Here is a 15,116-nt window from a genome sequence, read left to right as displayed (position 1 = left end):
CTTGGAAAAAGAAGCAGCGGAGTTAATGGTTAGAACAGCAGCCCTGGAGGCTGTGAAAATATTTGAGAAGTCTCAGAAAAAGAATAACCGGGCGAAGGTATTCCAGAACGCCAAGAAGCTGATGGAGAACTATAACCGGATATGTCAGAGCGTCCGGGAGGGTGTGTCAGAGCTATCGGATGTGGACGACGGCGAAGATCTGGAGGAATTGTCAGCAGAGGATATCTACATAAATAGCATTATAAAAAGCAAACTGCGGAGTATTGTCATGATTGCACATATTGATAAGTGCCTGGGACTTCTGGAAGAGGAAATGATCCGGAAGGAGTGGCCGGAGAGATACGATGCATTTAAACATTTCTATCTTGATGAAATGACCTATGAGCAGATGGCCGAAGAATATGGATATGCAGAACGAACGGCGAGGCGTTGGATTGGGGACTGTACAATCATTTTAAGTGTATATTTGTTTGGAGCGGATGCGATTGTGCTTGAATAGGCTTGGCGAAGGTTTGGCAAAATCGTGGCCTTGCGTTGGCCGTATGGCCGATTTATAATAGTATTATCCAAAATTAGATAAATTTGGAAGCCCCCTTAAATTAATGATTTTCTCCTTTTTGAAAACACCTGTTGATTTTATGTTGATGGGTGTTTTCTTTTGGTAAAATATGGTGTATGATGGAAGAAAAATAGGGGGAGGGCTTGTACATGAGTAATGAAAATATGAATGGCGAAAATATGAATGATGAAAATATACCTAAATGTTTTGTGATTATGCCTATAAGTGATCAATTAGGATATTCTACAGGACATTTTACTAAAATCTATGAACAAATATTTATACCTGCAATTGAAGACGCGGGCTATAAGCCTGATAGAGTGGATGAGGATAATATTTGTGATTCAATTATCTTTAAGATTTTTGAGCGTATACAAAATTGCGATATGGCGTTATGTGATTTAAGTAGCCGAAACCCAAATGTACTTTATGAATTAGGATTGAGGCAGGCGTATGATAAGCCAGTGGTATTAGTTCAGGATGAGAAAACGGAAAGAATATTTGATGTTAGCGGCATTAGTACGATTCCTTACAACAGTGATAGATTGTACGAAAGCGTGCTTGCGGCAAGAGAAAATATAACCCGAGCACTAATAGAAACAAGAGATGGGAAAACGCACTCATTGGTTAAGATTGTAAAAGCTAGTGAAGCTAGTTTTCCAGAAGAAAACCTTTCGGGGAATGAGAAGACTGAAATAATGTTGGAAAGAATAATGGCAGAATTAACTCAACTCAAACAAGTTAGAAGACTAAAGAATGATGAATTGGTATACCCAGATAATAAAATTGACAATATTGTCCTAAGTGTTTTAAGATTGGACTCAGAAGTGGAGGAAGCTTTAAAAAATAAAAGCTCACAGGCAGTATTTAAAAGGTTAACCTTAATAATTTTGAAATATAGGCGCAAAGTAGAAGAACTTGATATGAACCCAGATGTTAGACTAAAGCTAATTAATACACTTGATAGTTATTTAGACCAGATTAAAGTGTACAAAGAAAAGCATTTTGATATTTAAGAGGCACCCACCCGGCGTCCCTATTCCTTAAAGTAATACCTGTCGAACTTTGTCGAGCAATAGACGTTTCTTTTTGTTTTTGCCAATGGTATGATGAAAGAAAATACCAAGGAGGACTGTATATGTTAGATTTAAAGGTGCTATTAAGAAGAATTACAAGCCAACGCGAAGATGAGTCAGATACATTAAAAGAGGCAATAGATGAGCTTGATTTAGAAAAGGCAAGAAGAGCAATGTTATATGATTTAAGAAACGATGCGTTTGATGTTAGCATGGGGAATAATAAATATATAGTTTCAGGAATCGAAGAAGCCGAGCAAAACATTATAAATCTTGAAGGTAAAATTAAGGAAACCAGAGAAAAAATAGCAGCGCTAACGTATCAATTAGATTACATGAAAGCCAGAAATGTATAAACATCGCAATAGCAGTTTATTAAGAGGCACCCACCCAGGTGTCTCTTTTTTAATACCCAAAACAAACATAAGCGAGGTGAAGAAGCATGGCCAGAGCGCCAGATGAAAGAATAGAGCAGGCAAAGGCCATGTACCTGAAAGGTTTGAAATTGGTTGAAATTGCAAGTCAACTAAATCTCCCGGAGGGGACGGTCCGCCGTTGGAAATCAACTCACAAGTGGGAAAGCGAACGTTCGGATAAGAAAAGCGAACGTTCGCATAAGAAAGGGCCCCCAAGGGGCAATAAAAATGCTGTTGGAAATAAGGGAGGGGCAGCACCGGAAAACAACAGGAATGCGGAAAAGCACGGTTTGTTTTCTAAGTACCTCCCTCCTGAAACTCTAGAGATCGTAAACAACATGACTATCAATCCCTTGGATATCCTCTGGGATCAGATCCAGATTGCCTATGCTGCCATTATCCGGGCTCAGCAGATTATGTATGTGAAAGATCAAGAGGATAAGACCATTGAACGTATCGAAAGAAAAGACGGCAATGTGTTCGGGGAGAAATGGGAAGTGCAGCAAGCCTGGGATAAGCAGGCAAGTTTCATGCAAGCACAGGCCCGAGCGCAGTCAGAGCTTCGGTCTATGATCAAACAGTATGATGAGATGTTACATAAGGATTGGGAGATCGCAAGCGAGGAGCAGAAAGCCCGGATAGCTCAGATTAAGGCTCAGACGGATAAGCTGACGGGTAACAACAGTGAAATAGAGGATATCGAAGAGATAGAGGGTGATATCTATGGCAGTGAATAGATATGTCCGAAAGAAAACGATCCCTTTCAACTTTTCTGAAAAACATAAGGATTATATACGTAGATGTGCTAAGTCTGCCTATAACGTAGCTGAGGGGGCCGTGCGTGCGGGTAAAACGGTTGACAACGTATTTGCCTTTGCTCACGAACTTAAGACCACACCGGACCGTATTCATTTGGCTACTGGTTCCACGGTAGGTAATGCTAAGTTAAATATCGGTGATGCGAACGGCTTCGGGCTTGAATGGATCTTTCGTGGACAATGCCACTGGGGGAAGTATAAGGATAACGAAGCATTGTTTGTCAAGGGGCCGGATACTAAAGGAAAGCAGAAGATCATCATTTTTTCAGGAGCAGCCAAGGAAGACAGTTTTAAAAAGATTCGAGGTAACTCTTATGGGATGTGGATTGCTACTGAGGTAAACCTCCACCATGACAATACAATCAAGGAGGCATTTAACCGGCAGCTTGCGGCCAAACGTTTAAAGGTATTCTGGGATTTAAACCCTGACAATCCAAACGCGCCTATCTACAAAGAATATATTGACAAATATCAGGCGCAAGAAGAGTCTGGAAAGTTTCCAGGTGGATACAATTACATGCATTGTACCATTTACGATAATATCAATATCACCGAAGAACGCCTACGAGCGATTGAAAGTCGGTACGATGAAAAGAGTATATGGTACCAGCGAGATATCAAGGGAATGAGACTTGTAGTAGAGGGTCTTATTTACACTGTTTTCAATTCAGTCCGGAATGTTTACAACGATGAGACACGTCCCAAAGGGCTTGAATATCTGTCCACCCGTACCATTGCGCTGGATTACGGTACAACAAACCCCTGCGTATATCTGGACATCTACGACGATGGGGATACTATCTGGGTGGATCGGGAATACCGGTGGGACAGTCGAGTGGAGCAGATACAGAAAACAGACAGTCAGTACGGCAATGATATGGTTTCCTTCATGGGGGATAACCCTGATCTGCAGTGCGACATTGTGGCGGATCCCTCGGCAGCCAGTTTCATTACAGAACTGAGAGGACGAGGATACATTGTAAAACCTGCTGATAACGAAGTGCTTGACGGAATCCGTGTAGTTGCTTCTTTATTTCAATCAGGAAAATTGAGAATACATGAACGGTGCTTAGGATTAATTGCAGAACTGCAATCTTATATTTGGGACGCAAAAGCGGCGCTGAATGGAGAAGAAAAACCGATTAAACAGAGAGATCACGGTCCTGATGCCCTGCGATACTATTGCATGACAAAATTACCGAAATGGAGGAGGAATGTTCAATGAGATTATTTGCACCTATTTGGTTTATTCTTTGTGCATTTTTTGCTTTATGCGAATTCAATCAAGGTGACGCTGTGTATGGATTGTACTTCACCATATTAACAATGATAGCAGCGGTATCTATTACAAGATCGTAGGAGGAACTTATGGCAAGACCGAAACGAAACCGCCCGCAGATACGGGCGGATAATAAAGCACCTGTAAACGATGCCTTTTCAAACCCGATCGCAAGGCTGGGCTACGGGACGCAGGATCTTTTACAGGCGACGCAGTACCCGCTTACCCGCATGACTCAGAACTACCAACTACTTACAAGCCTTTACCGGGATAACTGGATCGTACAGAATATCATATCGACGATTCCGGAGGATATGGTCCGCAAGTGGTACACAGTAAAGAGTAACGTAGCACCGGAGCGAATCGACGCCCTACAACGCCTGGAAAGGAAGACGCACTTAAGAAAGTCAATCCTTGAAGGAATGTACTGGGGCAGGCTTTATGGTGGAGCTGCCGCAATCATCATGGTAAAGGGCCAGGACGATCTATCAAAGCCTCTGGACTATGACTTGATTCTCCCTGGGACATTCCTGGGATTACAGATACTTGATCGGTGGAGCGGTATCTATCCGGAGATGGGGATCGTTACAGATCCGTCCGATCCTGACTTTGGATTCCCTGCTTATTACACGATCAGGGACGAAGAAAGTGGAGCTTTAGTGTCTCAGGTTCATCATAGCTGGGTGATACGATTTTCAGGAAGAGAGCTGCCTTATAACGAGAGGATAGCAGAGCAGTATTGGGGCGAGTCAGAAATTGAAGCCATATACAGTGAAGTAGTAAAAAGGGATAATGTTTCTTCCAATATAGCGGCGTTGACGTTTCGGGCAAATGTAAACACCATGGAGACGGATTCCATGGATCAGATGCTTGCTGTTAATAATGCAGAGGCCCAGCGCCGTTTCTGGCAGACCTTACAGGCTCAGAGTGTGCTGGAAAGTAATTTCGGTATGCGTCTCATCAATAAAGGTGATGTCATGCACAATACACAGTACACTTTCACCGGATTGGCTGATGTTTACGACCGGGTCATGATGGACGTTGCCGGAGCCGCCAGAACGCCAGTGACCAAGCTGTTCGGACGTTCGCCCGCAGGTATGAATTCTACAGGTGAAAGCGACATGAACAACTATTATGACTACATCGACGGGCTAAGAGAAAACCAGTTCCGGCCATTGCTTGAAAAGATTCTTCCAGTTATGTTGCTGTCAGCTTGGGGCGCTGTCCCTGATGATCTGGACATTGACTTTCCACCATTGCAGACGCCGGATTCCAGTGAGATTGCAGATATCGTGGAGAAGAAGTCCCAGGCGGTTGTGACGGTATATCAAAGCGATCTGATTGACGCTGCCACCGCTCAGAAGGAGCTTAAGGCCCTGGCCGATGAAACCGGTATGTACAGTACCATTTCCGATGAAGCCATTAAGGCTGCCAAAGGTAAGACCTATTCCGATTACAAGGTTATGGGGGATTCGTTGGCCGGGCTTACGCTTCCCCAGACATTTGAGGAGGAGGAAGAGTAATGCCACAAATGATCAGGCCGCCTGATAGCAAAGATGAAACCACTTACCTCCGGATGCTTTTCCTGAAAACAGAACAGCAATTGATCGCAGAAATCAACCGGAAGCGCAGTCAAGAATATGTTGATTATGCAGAAGTTGCGGCTTTGAACCGTACTCAGAAGATCCTGCAGGAGATGGTGGACGAAAGCTGGAACTATGTTCCGGTTATGATTGAGAAGATATTTTATAAGTCCGAAGCGGCAGCCAATGGATACAAGAATGCTGCCGGGCTTAGTGCTTCTCAGCTTGGAATCGTCCAGCAACTTTCAAACAATCTTCTGGGCGATATTGTGGAGGCTTCCGTCACTTCTCAGAAGAACATCGAAGAAGCGTTTCAAGTTGGCAGGCGAGAGGCTGACAAGATAAGAGAAGCAGCTTTAACGTCAGTGGCCGAGGCAAGGGCCGCGGGGTATGGATCAGGCAAAGCTGCAGTCAGTATGGCGAAGGAGTTACGTTCCGCAGAAATAACAGCCTTTACAGATAAGGCCGGGCGTAATTGGGGCTTACAGGATTACTGTAACATGGCTACCAGGGCAACGGCCAGACAGGCCGAAGTATCTGCCATATTAACAGCAGATCCAGACCACGATCTATACCGTATTGTTAAGATCGGCAGTACCTGTCCAATATGCGCACCGTTGGAAGGGCGGGTTTATAGCAGATCAGGAACAAACCCGGATTATCCTCCGTTGGCGTCTGCTTTCGGCAAGATTGATCCTAACGGTAGCAATGACTTGAGCAATACATACTTGAATATCCACCCGAACTGTCTTCATGCTCTGGTCAAGTATACTACCATCGGTAAGAGCGAGGCCCAGATCCAGAGAGATAAGGACTTTTCAAACTTCAGTAAAAACCCTGTTACAGTGGATCCCAGAAGCAAGAAGCAGATCGCTGCCTATAAAGAGAAGATCCGCAACCGGCAGAAGCTCCTTAGTGATTACAAGCAGCATGAACGATACCGGGCGTTACTTGGAAATGATGTACCGAAAAACTTTGAAAAATTCCGCGAACTGAAGTATAATGATGGTGAGGGCTGGAAGAGTGCGCAGGTGCTTTACCGTAAGACCAATGCATACAACAAGATTATTGTTAAAGAGCCGGCCATCACTGCTGATCTGACACAGATATCCAAGAATACCGGAGTACCTATGTCGGGCTTGGAATACCGGTTAAAAGCAAAAGATTCTTTCCTGCGAAAAGTAGGGACGGAAAGCGAACACAGCCTTGATCCTCAAAGGATAAAGGATACAATTACCTCCACCAATGATGTGATACGTTATACTTACCAGGACAATCCCTTAACCCTTGTAAATTCATATAAGAATATTACGGGAGCATTGCAGGGAAAAGGATATGAACTTGTAAAGGTAAAGAATTTCTGGCACAATAAAGGGAATCCTTATAACGGCATTAATTGTACGTTTAGGCTGCAAGATCCGAAAGGTAAGGGGTATCAAGACTTTGAGGTGCAATTCCACACTCCTGAAAGCTACGGCGTAAAGGATCGAATGCACAAGGATTATGAAGCGTGGAGGCTGTTAAGTGCTTCTTCTCCGGAAGCTATTGCACTTAGAAGAAAGATGATGGAGCAGTCACGAGGCATGGAGATACCAGCAAATATCGAAGAGGTGAAAAATAAATGAGTGTGACATATTATCGCATCAATGATTTGGATCTGTTGGGGAAGGAAGAAGATTATGTCCCCTATTTGTATAAGCCGGGCAAAGGCTGGGTCGTGGATAATGATAATGTCTTAATGGATAGAATCATGGGATTTGATGAATCAGAGCCAGCGAAATCACCATATAAGACTGGAAATACAAGCATCATGGAACTTGTGGAGGAAATCAGCCAGAAGGAAGCAGAAAAGATTATAGCAAAATTATAGATACCATCGGTCAGAAAAATGGCTGGTGGTATTTTTGTACCCTAAATCGTTGCGACGGTCGCAACAGAAAGGAAACCGAATGCTTGCATATTACGGATATACCATAAGCCCGAACCAGATAGAAACTGGCGAGGGCTTTTTAATTTGTAGGAATGTGCCTATCGCCCGTACTGGTAGCATGGACTACCTGGAAAGTGAAATAAACCCGGCTGGCAGCTCCGCCAAGATGGTTAAGGTGCTGCGCTCTCCGGAAGAAGTATTTTCCGAAGCGGCGTTGTCCAGCTTTGAAGGAAAGCCTGTGACCAACGAACACCCCCCAGAGCTACTGACGCCAGAAACATACAGTCTTTATGCAAAGGGGCACGCTCAGAATGTAAGAAAGGGCGTGGGAGAGTGGGAAGGGCACATGGTGGCCGACTTGCACATCCAAGATGAAACTTTGATCCGGGAGGTGCAGGAAGGGAAACGGGAGATCAGCTGTGGTTATGACTGCGTCTGGTCAGACAATGGAGATGGAACCTATTCGCAACACGATATCCGGGGAAATCATGTGGCCGTGGTGACACGGGGCCGGGCCGGAAAAAATGTTGCAATTTTAGATTCAAAAAAGAATGTAGAGTCGGCTAAACGCCCGGAAAGGAAAGGTAATATGAAAAAGAATAGTTTGTTTTTTAAGTTATTTGCGCAGGCAGCAAAAGATGCGTCACCAGAAGAACTTGAAACTATGGCAGATGATGCAGCGGAGGCATTGGGAGAGGATCCAAAGAAAACAGAACCTGCAGTGCCTCCTGCAAAAGAAGATACGAAAGATTCTTCCAGTATAGATGCGAAATTGGATAAACTTATTGAATTGCTGTCTGCAAAGAAAGAACCAGAAGCAGATCAGGACCCGCTGGACGGTCTGATTAAATCCCTGACGGGAGAAAAAGAGGAACCGGCGGCCTCCAGCGCAGAAGCAAAGGTTGTCCCTGCCGAGGAACTTGACAAGGCTACCGGCACAGCGGATAAAGCTATCATGGCAGAGGTGATTAAGCAGCTTCGCCCGGTGATTGCAGGAATCAAAGATTCAGCGGACAAAAAGGCTGTTACGGATTCCCTAATCGCCTGCTTGTCAGATGGCAGCGCCGTGAGCGATATCGCAAAGATCGCAGCGGCTACCCAGAAGAATGCAGCCAGACTGACGGATAAACAGACAGGCATTGATCTGGACGCTTGCCAGTCTGCTTATGATGCTATGAACCCACACAAAAATGGAGGTAAGAAATAATGAGAGGACAGGTTATTGGAAAAAACATGACACACGGATATGCGGGAGATTATTCCAGGCAGCCGGATATGATTATCGACACTCACCCGCTTGGCGGTGATGTTGCCGTAAAGTTTGGCACCCCCCTGGTCTATGACAATGATAGCAATGTGGTAGCTTTTGGGGCCAGCAATACTGCCGTAGACTTTGTAGGCGTGGCTTCCAGAGAGTTTAAGTCTGCAACGTCTTATTTATCCCAGTCAGCGGGACAGTATGAGCCAGCAGAGGCAACCAGTACTTTTAAGCGCGGATGCATTAATGTGCTTTGCAACGTAGGTAGCCCGAAACTGGGCGGAAAAGTATATGTCCGAACAGAAAAAAATGCAAGTTTTCCTACTGGTGTAGTTGGTGGATTTGAAGCCGCCGAGGATACTGGAAAAACAGTGGCGCTGACTAATTGCGAGTGGCACGGGGAAAAAGATGCCAATGGCGTAGCAGAAATCAGGATTTTATCCTGCAACAGAGCATAAGGAGGAAAGTTAAACATGAAATATAAGAATATGGGAACATTTGATGCGGGCGTGGTGAATGCTCCATCAACCGGGGCTGCGGCTCCCCAAAGGTACCAGGTTATGGACGATGCAGCAATCGCAAATGGTGGGGCTTTCCTGCAGTCCGAACTTGAAAAAAGAGATAATACCATTCGTCAGCCTCTTACCAGTTTTACATATGGCCGTGATCTTCCTGTCCGTGTAGGCGGTGGCTGGGCTGAATATGTTTCCGCCATGAATGTAGAATACGGAGTTGCCGGTGGCAGTGAGGACGGTCCGGTGCACGCAGGCGGAGCCAACGGCGTCCCAATGGTTCAGGCTAATTTTGATAAGGAGCTTTTTAAGACCCATATCTTTTCTGTTGGTATGAGAATTGGTTTCGTGGATATGCAGCGTGGAAACATGACCGGGCGAAGCTATGAGAGTATTTTAAGGGACGGTATTCGAATGACTTATGATAAGCACATGGATGCCAATGCTTACGTGGGTATTAAAAAATATGGATCGACCGGACTTATTAATAATCCCAACGTAACTACCGCAAACGCAGCGTCTACCGGAACCGGCAGTGCAACATCATTTAAAAGTAAAACTCCGGATCAGATCTTGCAGGATATCAATAGCGCCATTTTGGCAGTATGGGCAACAGCAGAATATGACAGAAGCGCTATTCCAAATCATATTCTAATGCCTTATGAGCAATTTAACTACCTTGCAACAACCAAGGTTTCTGAGTTGGCAGAAAAGACGATTCTTACCTTCCTGCTGGAAAACAATGTTTCCAAGCAGAACGGGACAGATCTTTTTATCGGCGGCGCCTCCTGGTGCAAGGGAGCCGGAGCTGGCGGCACTGACCGAATGGTTGTTTACATCAATGCGGAACGCTTTATTGCTATGGATGAACTGGCACCGCTCAACCGGGCCATGACTCAGCCAAATGCAACCAACCTTTGCTATGATACCGCATATCTGGCGAACCTGTCCGAAGTACAGATGTTCTATGAAAATATTATGCGCTACGTTGATGGAATTTAAGGAGGGCGATTATGTTTATAAACAGTAAAAAGAACTTTGAGATCTGCGAGGGAGAGAAGAAATTTCTTATCCCTCGTGATTATATTGGAGAGGTTCCGGCATGGGTAGCGAAGCACTGGTTAGTGCTTTCCGCCATCAAAGATGGATCCATTGCCGCTCCTAAGGCCAAGAAAGATAAAGCACTGGAGCAGGCAGATGCGGAAGCCGAAGTAAAGGCGGATGCAGCTGATAAGCGGGAAGAATAAGGAGGATACGGCATGTATGAGCAGTTTCATGGTTTAATATCCGCAGCGGCCAACATGCCGCAGCCGGGAGAACTGGGAACTTACACGAAGGAAATGTTTTTGACTGATTTTCCACAGTTCAAAAAAAAACAGGTCAGCCAGGAAGAGGAAGAAGAGAGCCAGATCGTAAGTCTGGTTCCTGATTCCATGCTGCAGGTATTCATCAACAATAGTAATGCCAGTATTTTACCCAGCCGGTACGGAGATATATGGAGATACGCCGCCGGGCTTTATGTGGCTCACTTTTCCGCGTTATACCTAAAAACCTACTCCGATGGATCCGCTACTCCGGCCAGAGCTGCCGCGACTGGTCAACAGACAGGGCTTGTAAAAGAGGCTACTATGGGAGATACGACAATCAGATATGATAATGAGGCCATCACAGAAGCCAGCGCAAAGTGGGGATCCTGGAATGCGACCCAGTACGGCCAGCAGCTTGTGACCATGGCCCGCATGATCGGAATGGGTGGTATGTATGTTATTTGACAATCCGCTCTTTGAAAACTGGTATACAGATACGATGAGCATCTCCAGAAATGTCCCTTATAAAGATGGGAACATTGACAAGAAGAAGCGCGAGGAAGTGGGCAAGGATATCCCTTGCAGAATATACAGTACGAAAAGAAATGGCCCTTCCATGAAGGACACCGCTGCCACGGCTACAGCTACGGATAAAGTGGCCTGTGATGTGTCGGTGGATCTAAAAGCGGGGGATATGCTCATGATTGTAAGGGGCGGGCGTTTGGGGAGCAATCGGGAACCGGAACGTTACTTTGCAGGACTTCCGCAGCCTTATTATGATCCGGTTGGCGGAGTGCTTTCCGGATTGGAGCATCAAGCAGCCGTCCTGTTAATGGACGAAGTAATTAAGTAGGGGAGAAACTGAAATGTCAACCTTTGGGCAGGCAACCAGAAAGCGGATGGAGCAGCTCCGGAAGCAGGGGCAGAACGTACCAGCAATCATGGCCGAGGTTATGGAAGGGGCCACGATTGCAGCCGTAGAACGGGCTACGGAATTGACTCCACCAAACGGATCAGCTATATTCGGAACCGGCACCCGAACCGGAGATCTGGCCCAGCACTGGGAGCTGGACAGCATTACAAAGCCGGTTGTGTCTGGAGGAAACGTCCGGACCTCCCTGGCAAACAACATGCAGTACGCTTCTTATGTAAATGATGGCCATCGCATGGATGAACACTTTGTTCCAGGCTTGATAGTAAACGGAGGCGTACTTGAAAAGGTAGATCCCAGTCTTGGTGGTATTACGGTTGGAACAAAAACCCCCTACGTGCAAGGAAAGTACATGAAGCAGGCAGGTATAGGGAGATATAAAAATGTTGTGAGACTGGAACTTGATAAGCGGGTAAAGGAGAATTTTAAATGATATTTACGCTTGCGCAGTTATTGGACTCCATAGCCGGGGCTTTGAAGGAAAATTATCCGGATATTTCAGTATATAGCAATCCAAACCAGCAGGGGACAGATGTTCCTTGCTTTTTTATATTCTTCATGCCAACCGAAACAGAAAATCGGATGGACCGCCGTTATATGCGGAACATCGGAATAGATGTGGTGTATCTGGTTGAAAGAAACGATCCGGATGCACATGATCAGCTGGTGTCTGTTGCTGATCAGCTGGACTATGCTCTGGAATTCATTTCCTATGAGGCTGGAAAGTTACGGACTTTTGACCGCGAATGGAAGATTGACGACGGAGAGCTACATTACCAGTTTACCATTAAGGCTACAGTATCCTACCCGGATGATACGCCGCCTATTGAGTCCATGGAATCCTATAAAGGAGGTATCAATTAGTATGGCAACTAAAAAAGAGCCAATTAAGTACAAAACAGAAGCCCTGCTTAAGAGCAAAGGGTTTGCAAGCTATCAACAGGATTTTGCAAGGGTGTTGCTGCCGGATCCGGAGTATACCTTGGAAGAGGCAAAGAAAATATTAAATCAGTTTTTTGATAAGAAGGAGGGAGCATAAATGGCCGGAGGAACATGGACCAGTCAAAACAAGAAGCAGCCCGGTGTTTACATTAATGTAAAGTCAAGCATGGCGCAGGCTGTCAGCGTGGGAGATCGGGGCGTGGTTGCAATCTGTGAGCCGTTGTCCTGGGGGCCAGAGAATGAGATTATGACCATTCAAGTGGGCGATGATTTTACTCCTTATATTGGGTACGACTCCACCAATGACAAAGCCCTATTTTTGAGGGAGATTTTTAAAGGCTCTGGACACACAAAGGGGCCTGTAAAGGTTATGCTATATCGTCCGGCAACTACAGGGGCAGCAAAGGCCAGCGCAACCATTGAGCCGCTTACAATCACAGCTAAGTACAACGGCACAAGGGGAAATGATATTTCTATTACTGTTATTGCGGATCCTGACAATGAAGGAAGCTTCACAGTACAGACCGTTGTTGATGGGGCTGTGAAACATACCCAAACCGGAAAGACCGTTGCAGATCTGCAGGAGAATGACTGGGTTGTATTTTCAGGGACCGGAGATTTAGCAGCCAGCGCGGGGACTTCCCTATCTGGTGGCAATGACGGAACCGTGAGCAGTGCAGCATATTCGGCGTTCCTGACAGTTTTGGAACCTTACACTTTTAACATACTGATCTACGACGGGACGGACAGCACGGTACAGGCCGCTTATGTGGCTTTCATTAAGCGAATGCGGGATAACTTGGGCAAGAAGTGTCAGGCCGTCATGGCGGGCGTTGAAAGCAATTCTGACGCCGTAATTTCCGTGAGAAACGGAGTGGAGCTGTCAGATGGAACTGTCATGACTGCGCAGCGAGCAACTTGGTGGGTTGGAGGAGCGGAGGCAGGAGCAAATTACAGTGAGTCCCTGGTATATGCACAATATCCGGATGCTGTGAATGTTTCCCCCCGACTGACCGCATCGGAGATTGATGAGGCGCTGAGTAAAGGACAGATCGTATTTTTTGAAGAGTTTGGCAGCGTAAAGGTAGTATCTGATATCAACACCCTTACTGCTTACACGCCAGATAAGGGCGAAGCATTTGGACTAAATCAGGTGATCCGGACCTTGGATACCATTGCAAATGATATTTACAAGAACTTTTCCCAGAACTACATAGGAAAGATTCAAAACAATGCTCCTGGCCGGGATTTGCTTAAGGCTTGGATCGTTGGGTATTTGAATGAGATCCAGGCAAACGGAGGCATTCAGAATTTTGTTGCAGATGATGTGATCGTGGAAGCTGGAGAGGCCATTAATTCCGTTTTGATAACACTTGCGATCCAGCCGGTGGCAGCTGTTGAAAAGATTTACATCACAGCAACCCTTACAGATAAATAAGGAGGTAAAGTATGGGTTTTTTACTTGAAGGTGACGCCCTAAACGGAAAGGCTGGAAGGGCCTTTTCCGTGATTGATGGCAGAAACGTGGAAATGTTCGGCTTAAAGAAGATGCAGGCCGATGCCGAGTTTCAGGAAGCAGATTTTAATGTGGTAGGCACCAATCTGGTGCAGAAAAAAACTAAGGGCGTGACTCTGACCGGTAGTTTTACAATTTATTATGGGACGCCGGATTTTCTTAATATGTTAAAGACATATTTAAAAACCGGAAAGCTACCCTATTTTACAATTCAGATCACAAATGATGACCAGGGAACGACGGTGGGGACTCAGACCGTAGCGCTTTATAACGTAAAACTGAGCAAACTTCCGATTGCTATGTTGGATGATAGCGCGGATTACCTAAGTATGGATGTCTCATTTAGCTTTACCAACGTGGAAATATTAAACGCATTTGGAGCCCCGGCGCAGCTGGGAGAATAGGAGAGATTTTATGAGCGCATTAAAAGCATTTTTGCAGCCACCAGTAACAGATGTAACAAAAAAGGTTATTGTATCAGATCGATTTAAAGATGATGAAGGGAATCCAGCGCCATTTATAATTAAAGCCATAAACCAGAAAGAAAATGAAAAGCTGGCCCGTATGAGTAGAAAAACAACCAATGTAAAGGGCGCCCCAGTTGAAAGTTTGGATAATATCTTGTACACCAAGAGACTACTCCTTGCCTGCGTTCAGGAGCCAGATTTTAGCGCTCAGGAAATGTGTAAGTATTACGGCACAGAGGACCCTTTGGACGTGCCTTCTCAGATGCTCAGTATTGGAGAATATAATCGTCTGTCTGAGGCGATTTTGGAGTTAAATGGTCTCAGAGATCCGAGGGAGTTACTGGAAGATGCAAAAAACTCCTAAACGGGGAAGATATGGACACGATGCTGGCTTACTATATGTTTGTCAATCACGGTCGCTTCCCCGGTGAAATTGTAGATCTTTCTGATCAGGAAAAAATATTGATGTATCAAATGGCAGTAAAAGAAATTAACAGCCGGCCCAAGAGGTAAAGGAGGAAC

At 45.4% G+C, this 15,116-nt stretch carries 20 protein-coding genes; all 20 read left to right on the top strand.

The features are described from left to right. The first annotated feature begins 1 nt into the window (after position 1). The 20 genes from FAY33_RS09760 to FAY33_RS09670 all read left to right on the top strand — a co-directional run bounded on the left by FAY33_RS09760 (position 2) and on the right by FAY33_RS09670 (position 14,958). Positions 2–499 (top strand): helix-turn-helix domain-containing protein, encoded by a 498-nt coding sequence (locus tag FAY33_RS09760; protein ID WP_143321045.1) that lies wholly within the window; start codon positions 2–4, stop codon positions 497–499. A gap of 209 nt (positions 500–708) precedes the next feature. Beyond that, positions 709–1,575, top strand: coding sequence for a hypothetical protein (locus FAY33_RS09755; RefSeq protein WP_143321044.1), 867 nt, complete (start codon positions 709–711; stop codon positions 1,573–1,575). 122 nt (positions 1,576–1,697) lie between these two features. Further along, positions 1,698–1,991 carry a hypothetical protein gene (locus FAY33_RS09750; RefSeq protein ID WP_143321043.1) on the top strand — a complete coding sequence of 98 codons (294 nt, stop codon included), beginning with the start codon at positions 1,698–1,700 and terminating at the stop codon, positions 1,989–1,991. Positions 1,992–2,077: 86 nt separating this feature from the next. Next, the gene (terS, locus tag FAY33_RS09745; protein WP_143321042.1) at positions 2,078–2,788 is read left to right on the top strand and encodes a phage terminase small subunit; all 711 of its coding nucleotides are present in this window, start codon (positions 2,078–2,080) and stop codon (positions 2,786–2,788) included. A gap of 100 nt (positions 2,789–2,888) precedes the next feature. Beyond that, a complete protein-coding gene (locus tag FAY33_RS19905) occupies positions 2,889–4,094 on the top strand; it encodes a PBSX family phage terminase large subunit (protein WP_347562676.1) in 1,206 nt (401 codons plus the stop codon). 143 nt (positions 4,095–4,237) lie between these two features. Continuing rightward, positions 4,238–5,671, top strand: a complete 1,434-nt coding sequence (locus FAY33_RS09735; RefSeq protein ID WP_143321041.1) for a DUF1073 domain-containing protein — start codon at positions 4,238–4,240, stop codon at positions 5,669–5,671. Then, positions 5,671–7,356, top strand: coding sequence for a phage minor capsid protein (locus FAY33_RS09730; RefSeq protein ID WP_143321040.1), 1,686 nt, complete (start codon positions 5,671–5,673; stop codon positions 7,354–7,356). The genes FAY33_RS09735 and FAY33_RS09730 overlap by 1 nt, the downstream gene beginning before the upstream one ends. Then, a complete protein-coding gene (locus FAY33_RS09725; RefSeq protein WP_143321039.1) occupies positions 7,353–7,601 on the top strand; it encodes a hypothetical protein in 249 nt (82 codons plus the stop codon). Before FAY33_RS09730 ends, FAY33_RS09725 begins: the two co-directional genes overlap by 4 nt. A gap of 79 nt (positions 7,602–7,680) precedes the next feature. Then, the gene (locus FAY33_RS09720; protein ID WP_143321038.1) at positions 7,681–8,868 is read left to right on the top strand and encodes a DUF2213 domain-containing protein; all 1,188 of its coding nucleotides are present in this window, start codon (positions 7,681–7,683) and stop codon (positions 8,866–8,868) included. Continuing rightward, the gene (locus FAY33_RS09715) at positions 8,868–9,377 is read left to right on the top strand and encodes a hypothetical protein (protein ID WP_143321037.1); all 510 of its coding nucleotides are present in this window, start codon (positions 8,868–8,870) and stop codon (positions 9,375–9,377) included. The genes FAY33_RS09720 and FAY33_RS09715 overlap by 1 nt, the downstream gene beginning before the upstream one ends. 15 nt (positions 9,378–9,392) lie before the next feature. Beyond that, entirely contained in the window at positions 9,393–10,433 is a 1,041-nt protein-coding gene (locus FAY33_RS09710) for a DUF2184 domain-containing protein (protein ID WP_143321036.1), read from the top strand. An 11-nt stretch (positions 10,434–10,444) separates the two neighbouring features. Beyond that, positions 10,445–10,678, top strand: a complete 234-nt coding sequence (locus FAY33_RS09705; RefSeq protein ID WP_143321035.1) for a hypothetical protein — start codon at positions 10,445–10,447, stop codon at positions 10,676–10,678. 12 nt (positions 10,679–10,690) lie between these two features. Then, complete coding sequence (locus FAY33_RS09700; protein ID WP_143321034.1) at positions 10,691–11,203, top strand: DUF4054 domain-containing protein; 513 nt, start codon at positions 10,691–10,693, stop codon at positions 11,201–11,203. Continuing rightward, positions 11,193–11,591: a hypothetical protein gene (locus tag FAY33_RS09695; RefSeq protein WP_143321033.1), complete on the top strand. Its 399-nt coding sequence runs from the start codon at positions 11,193–11,195 to the stop codon at positions 11,589–11,591. Before FAY33_RS09700 ends, FAY33_RS09695 begins: the two co-directional genes overlap by 11 nt. Before the next feature lie 13 nt (positions 11,592–11,604). Next, complete coding sequence (locus FAY33_RS09690) at positions 11,605–12,102, top strand: HK97 gp10 family phage protein (RefSeq protein ID WP_143321032.1); 498 nt, start codon at positions 11,605–11,607, stop codon at positions 12,100–12,102. Continuing rightward, positions 12,099–12,533, top strand: coding sequence for a DUF6838 family protein (locus FAY33_RS09685; protein ID WP_143321031.1), 435 nt, complete (start codon positions 12,099–12,101; stop codon positions 12,531–12,533). The genes FAY33_RS09690 and FAY33_RS09685 overlap by 4 nt, the downstream gene beginning before the upstream one ends. 1 nt (position 12,534) lies before the next feature. Next, positions 12,535–12,708, top strand: coding sequence for a hypothetical protein (locus FAY33_RS19375; RefSeq protein ID WP_185967562.1), 174 nt, complete (start codon positions 12,535–12,537; stop codon positions 12,706–12,708). Beyond that, positions 12,709–14,049, top strand: a complete 1,341-nt coding sequence (locus tag FAY33_RS09680) for a phage tail sheath family protein (RefSeq protein WP_143321030.1) — start codon at positions 12,709–12,711, stop codon at positions 14,047–14,049. An 11-nt stretch (positions 14,050–14,060) separates the two neighbouring features. Next, positions 14,061–14,531, top strand: coding sequence for a phage tail tube protein (locus FAY33_RS09675; RefSeq protein WP_143321029.1), 471 nt, complete (start codon positions 14,061–14,063; stop codon positions 14,529–14,531). 10 nt (positions 14,532–14,541) lie between these two features. Then, positions 14,542–14,958: a hypothetical protein gene (locus FAY33_RS09670; protein ID WP_143321028.1), complete on the top strand. Its 417-nt coding sequence runs from the start codon at positions 14,542–14,544 to the stop codon at positions 14,956–14,958. Positions 14,959–15,116: the final 158 nt, after the last annotated feature.

The organism is Clostridium sp. HBUAS56010, assembly GCF_007115105.1.
Taxonomy (GTDB): domain Bacteria; phylum Bacillota; class Clostridia; order Lachnospirales; family Lachnospiraceae; genus Lacrimispora.
Note: the sequence above shows the minus strand (reverse complement) of the source record. Positions and strands in the feature narration are given on the sequence as shown.

What these genes read in the sequence shown, in the direction of transcription:
- FAY33_RS09670 (WP_143321028.1), top strand. Translation starts at nt 14,542, where the DNA reads ATGAGCGCATTAAAAGCATTTTTGCAGCCACCAGTAACAGATGTAACA.
- FAY33_RS09735 (WP_143321041.1), top strand. Translation starts at nt 4,238, where the DNA reads ATGGCAAGACCGAAACGAAACCGCCCGCAGATACGGGCGGATAATAAA.
- FAY33_RS09685 (WP_143321031.1), top strand. Translation starts at nt 12,099, where the DNA reads ATGATATTTACGCTTGCGCAGTTATTGGACTCCATAGCCGGGGCTTTG.
- FAY33_RS09720 (WP_143321038.1), top strand. Translation starts at nt 7,681, where the DNA reads ATGCTTGCATATTACGGATATACCATAAGCCCGAACCAGATAGAAACT.
- FAY33_RS09690 (WP_143321032.1), top strand. Translation starts at nt 11,605, where the DNA reads ATGTCAACCTTTGGGCAGGCAACCAGAAAGCGGATGGAGCAGCTCCGG.
- FAY33_RS09750 (WP_143321043.1), top strand. Translation starts at nt 1,698, where the DNA reads ATGTTAGATTTAAAGGTGCTATTAAGAAGAATTACAAGCCAACGCGAA.
- FAY33_RS09730 (WP_143321040.1), top strand. Translation starts at nt 5,671, where the DNA reads ATGCCACAAATGATCAGGCCGCCTGATAGCAAAGATGAAACCACTTAC.
- terS (WP_143321042.1), top strand. Translation starts at nt 2,078, where the DNA reads ATGGCCAGAGCGCCAGATGAAAGAATAGAGCAGGCAAAGGCCATGTAC.
- FAY33_RS19375 (WP_185967562.1), top strand. Translation starts at nt 12,535, where the DNA reads ATGGCAACTAAAAAAGAGCCAATTAAGTACAAAACAGAAGCCCTGCTT.
- FAY33_RS09705 (WP_143321035.1), top strand. Translation starts at nt 10,445, where the DNA reads ATGTTTATAAACAGTAAAAAGAACTTTGAGATCTGCGAGGGAGAGAAG.
- FAY33_RS09695 (WP_143321033.1), top strand. Translation starts at nt 11,193, where the DNA reads ATGTTATTTGACAATCCGCTCTTTGAAAACTGGTATACAGATACGATG.
- FAY33_RS09700 (WP_143321034.1), top strand. Translation starts at nt 10,691, where the DNA reads ATGTATGAGCAGTTTCATGGTTTAATATCCGCAGCGGCCAACATGCCG.
- FAY33_RS09675 (WP_143321029.1), top strand. Translation starts at nt 14,061, where the DNA reads ATGGGTTTTTTACTTGAAGGTGACGCCCTAAACGGAAAGGCTGGAAGG.
- FAY33_RS09710 (WP_143321036.1), top strand. Translation starts at nt 9,393, where the DNA reads ATGAAATATAAGAATATGGGAACATTTGATGCGGGCGTGGTGAATGCT.
- FAY33_RS09715 (WP_143321037.1), top strand. Translation starts at nt 8,868, where the DNA reads ATGAGAGGACAGGTTATTGGAAAAAACATGACACACGGATATGCGGGA.
- FAY33_RS09680 (WP_143321030.1), top strand. Translation starts at nt 12,709, where the DNA reads ATGGCCGGAGGAACATGGACCAGTCAAAACAAGAAGCAGCCCGGTGTT.
- FAY33_RS09725 (WP_143321039.1), top strand. Translation starts at nt 7,353, where the DNA reads ATGAGTGTGACATATTATCGCATCAATGATTTGGATCTGTTGGGGAAG.
- FAY33_RS09755 (WP_143321044.1), top strand. Translation starts at nt 709, where the DNA reads ATGAGTAATGAAAATATGAATGGCGAAAATATGAATGATGAAAATATA.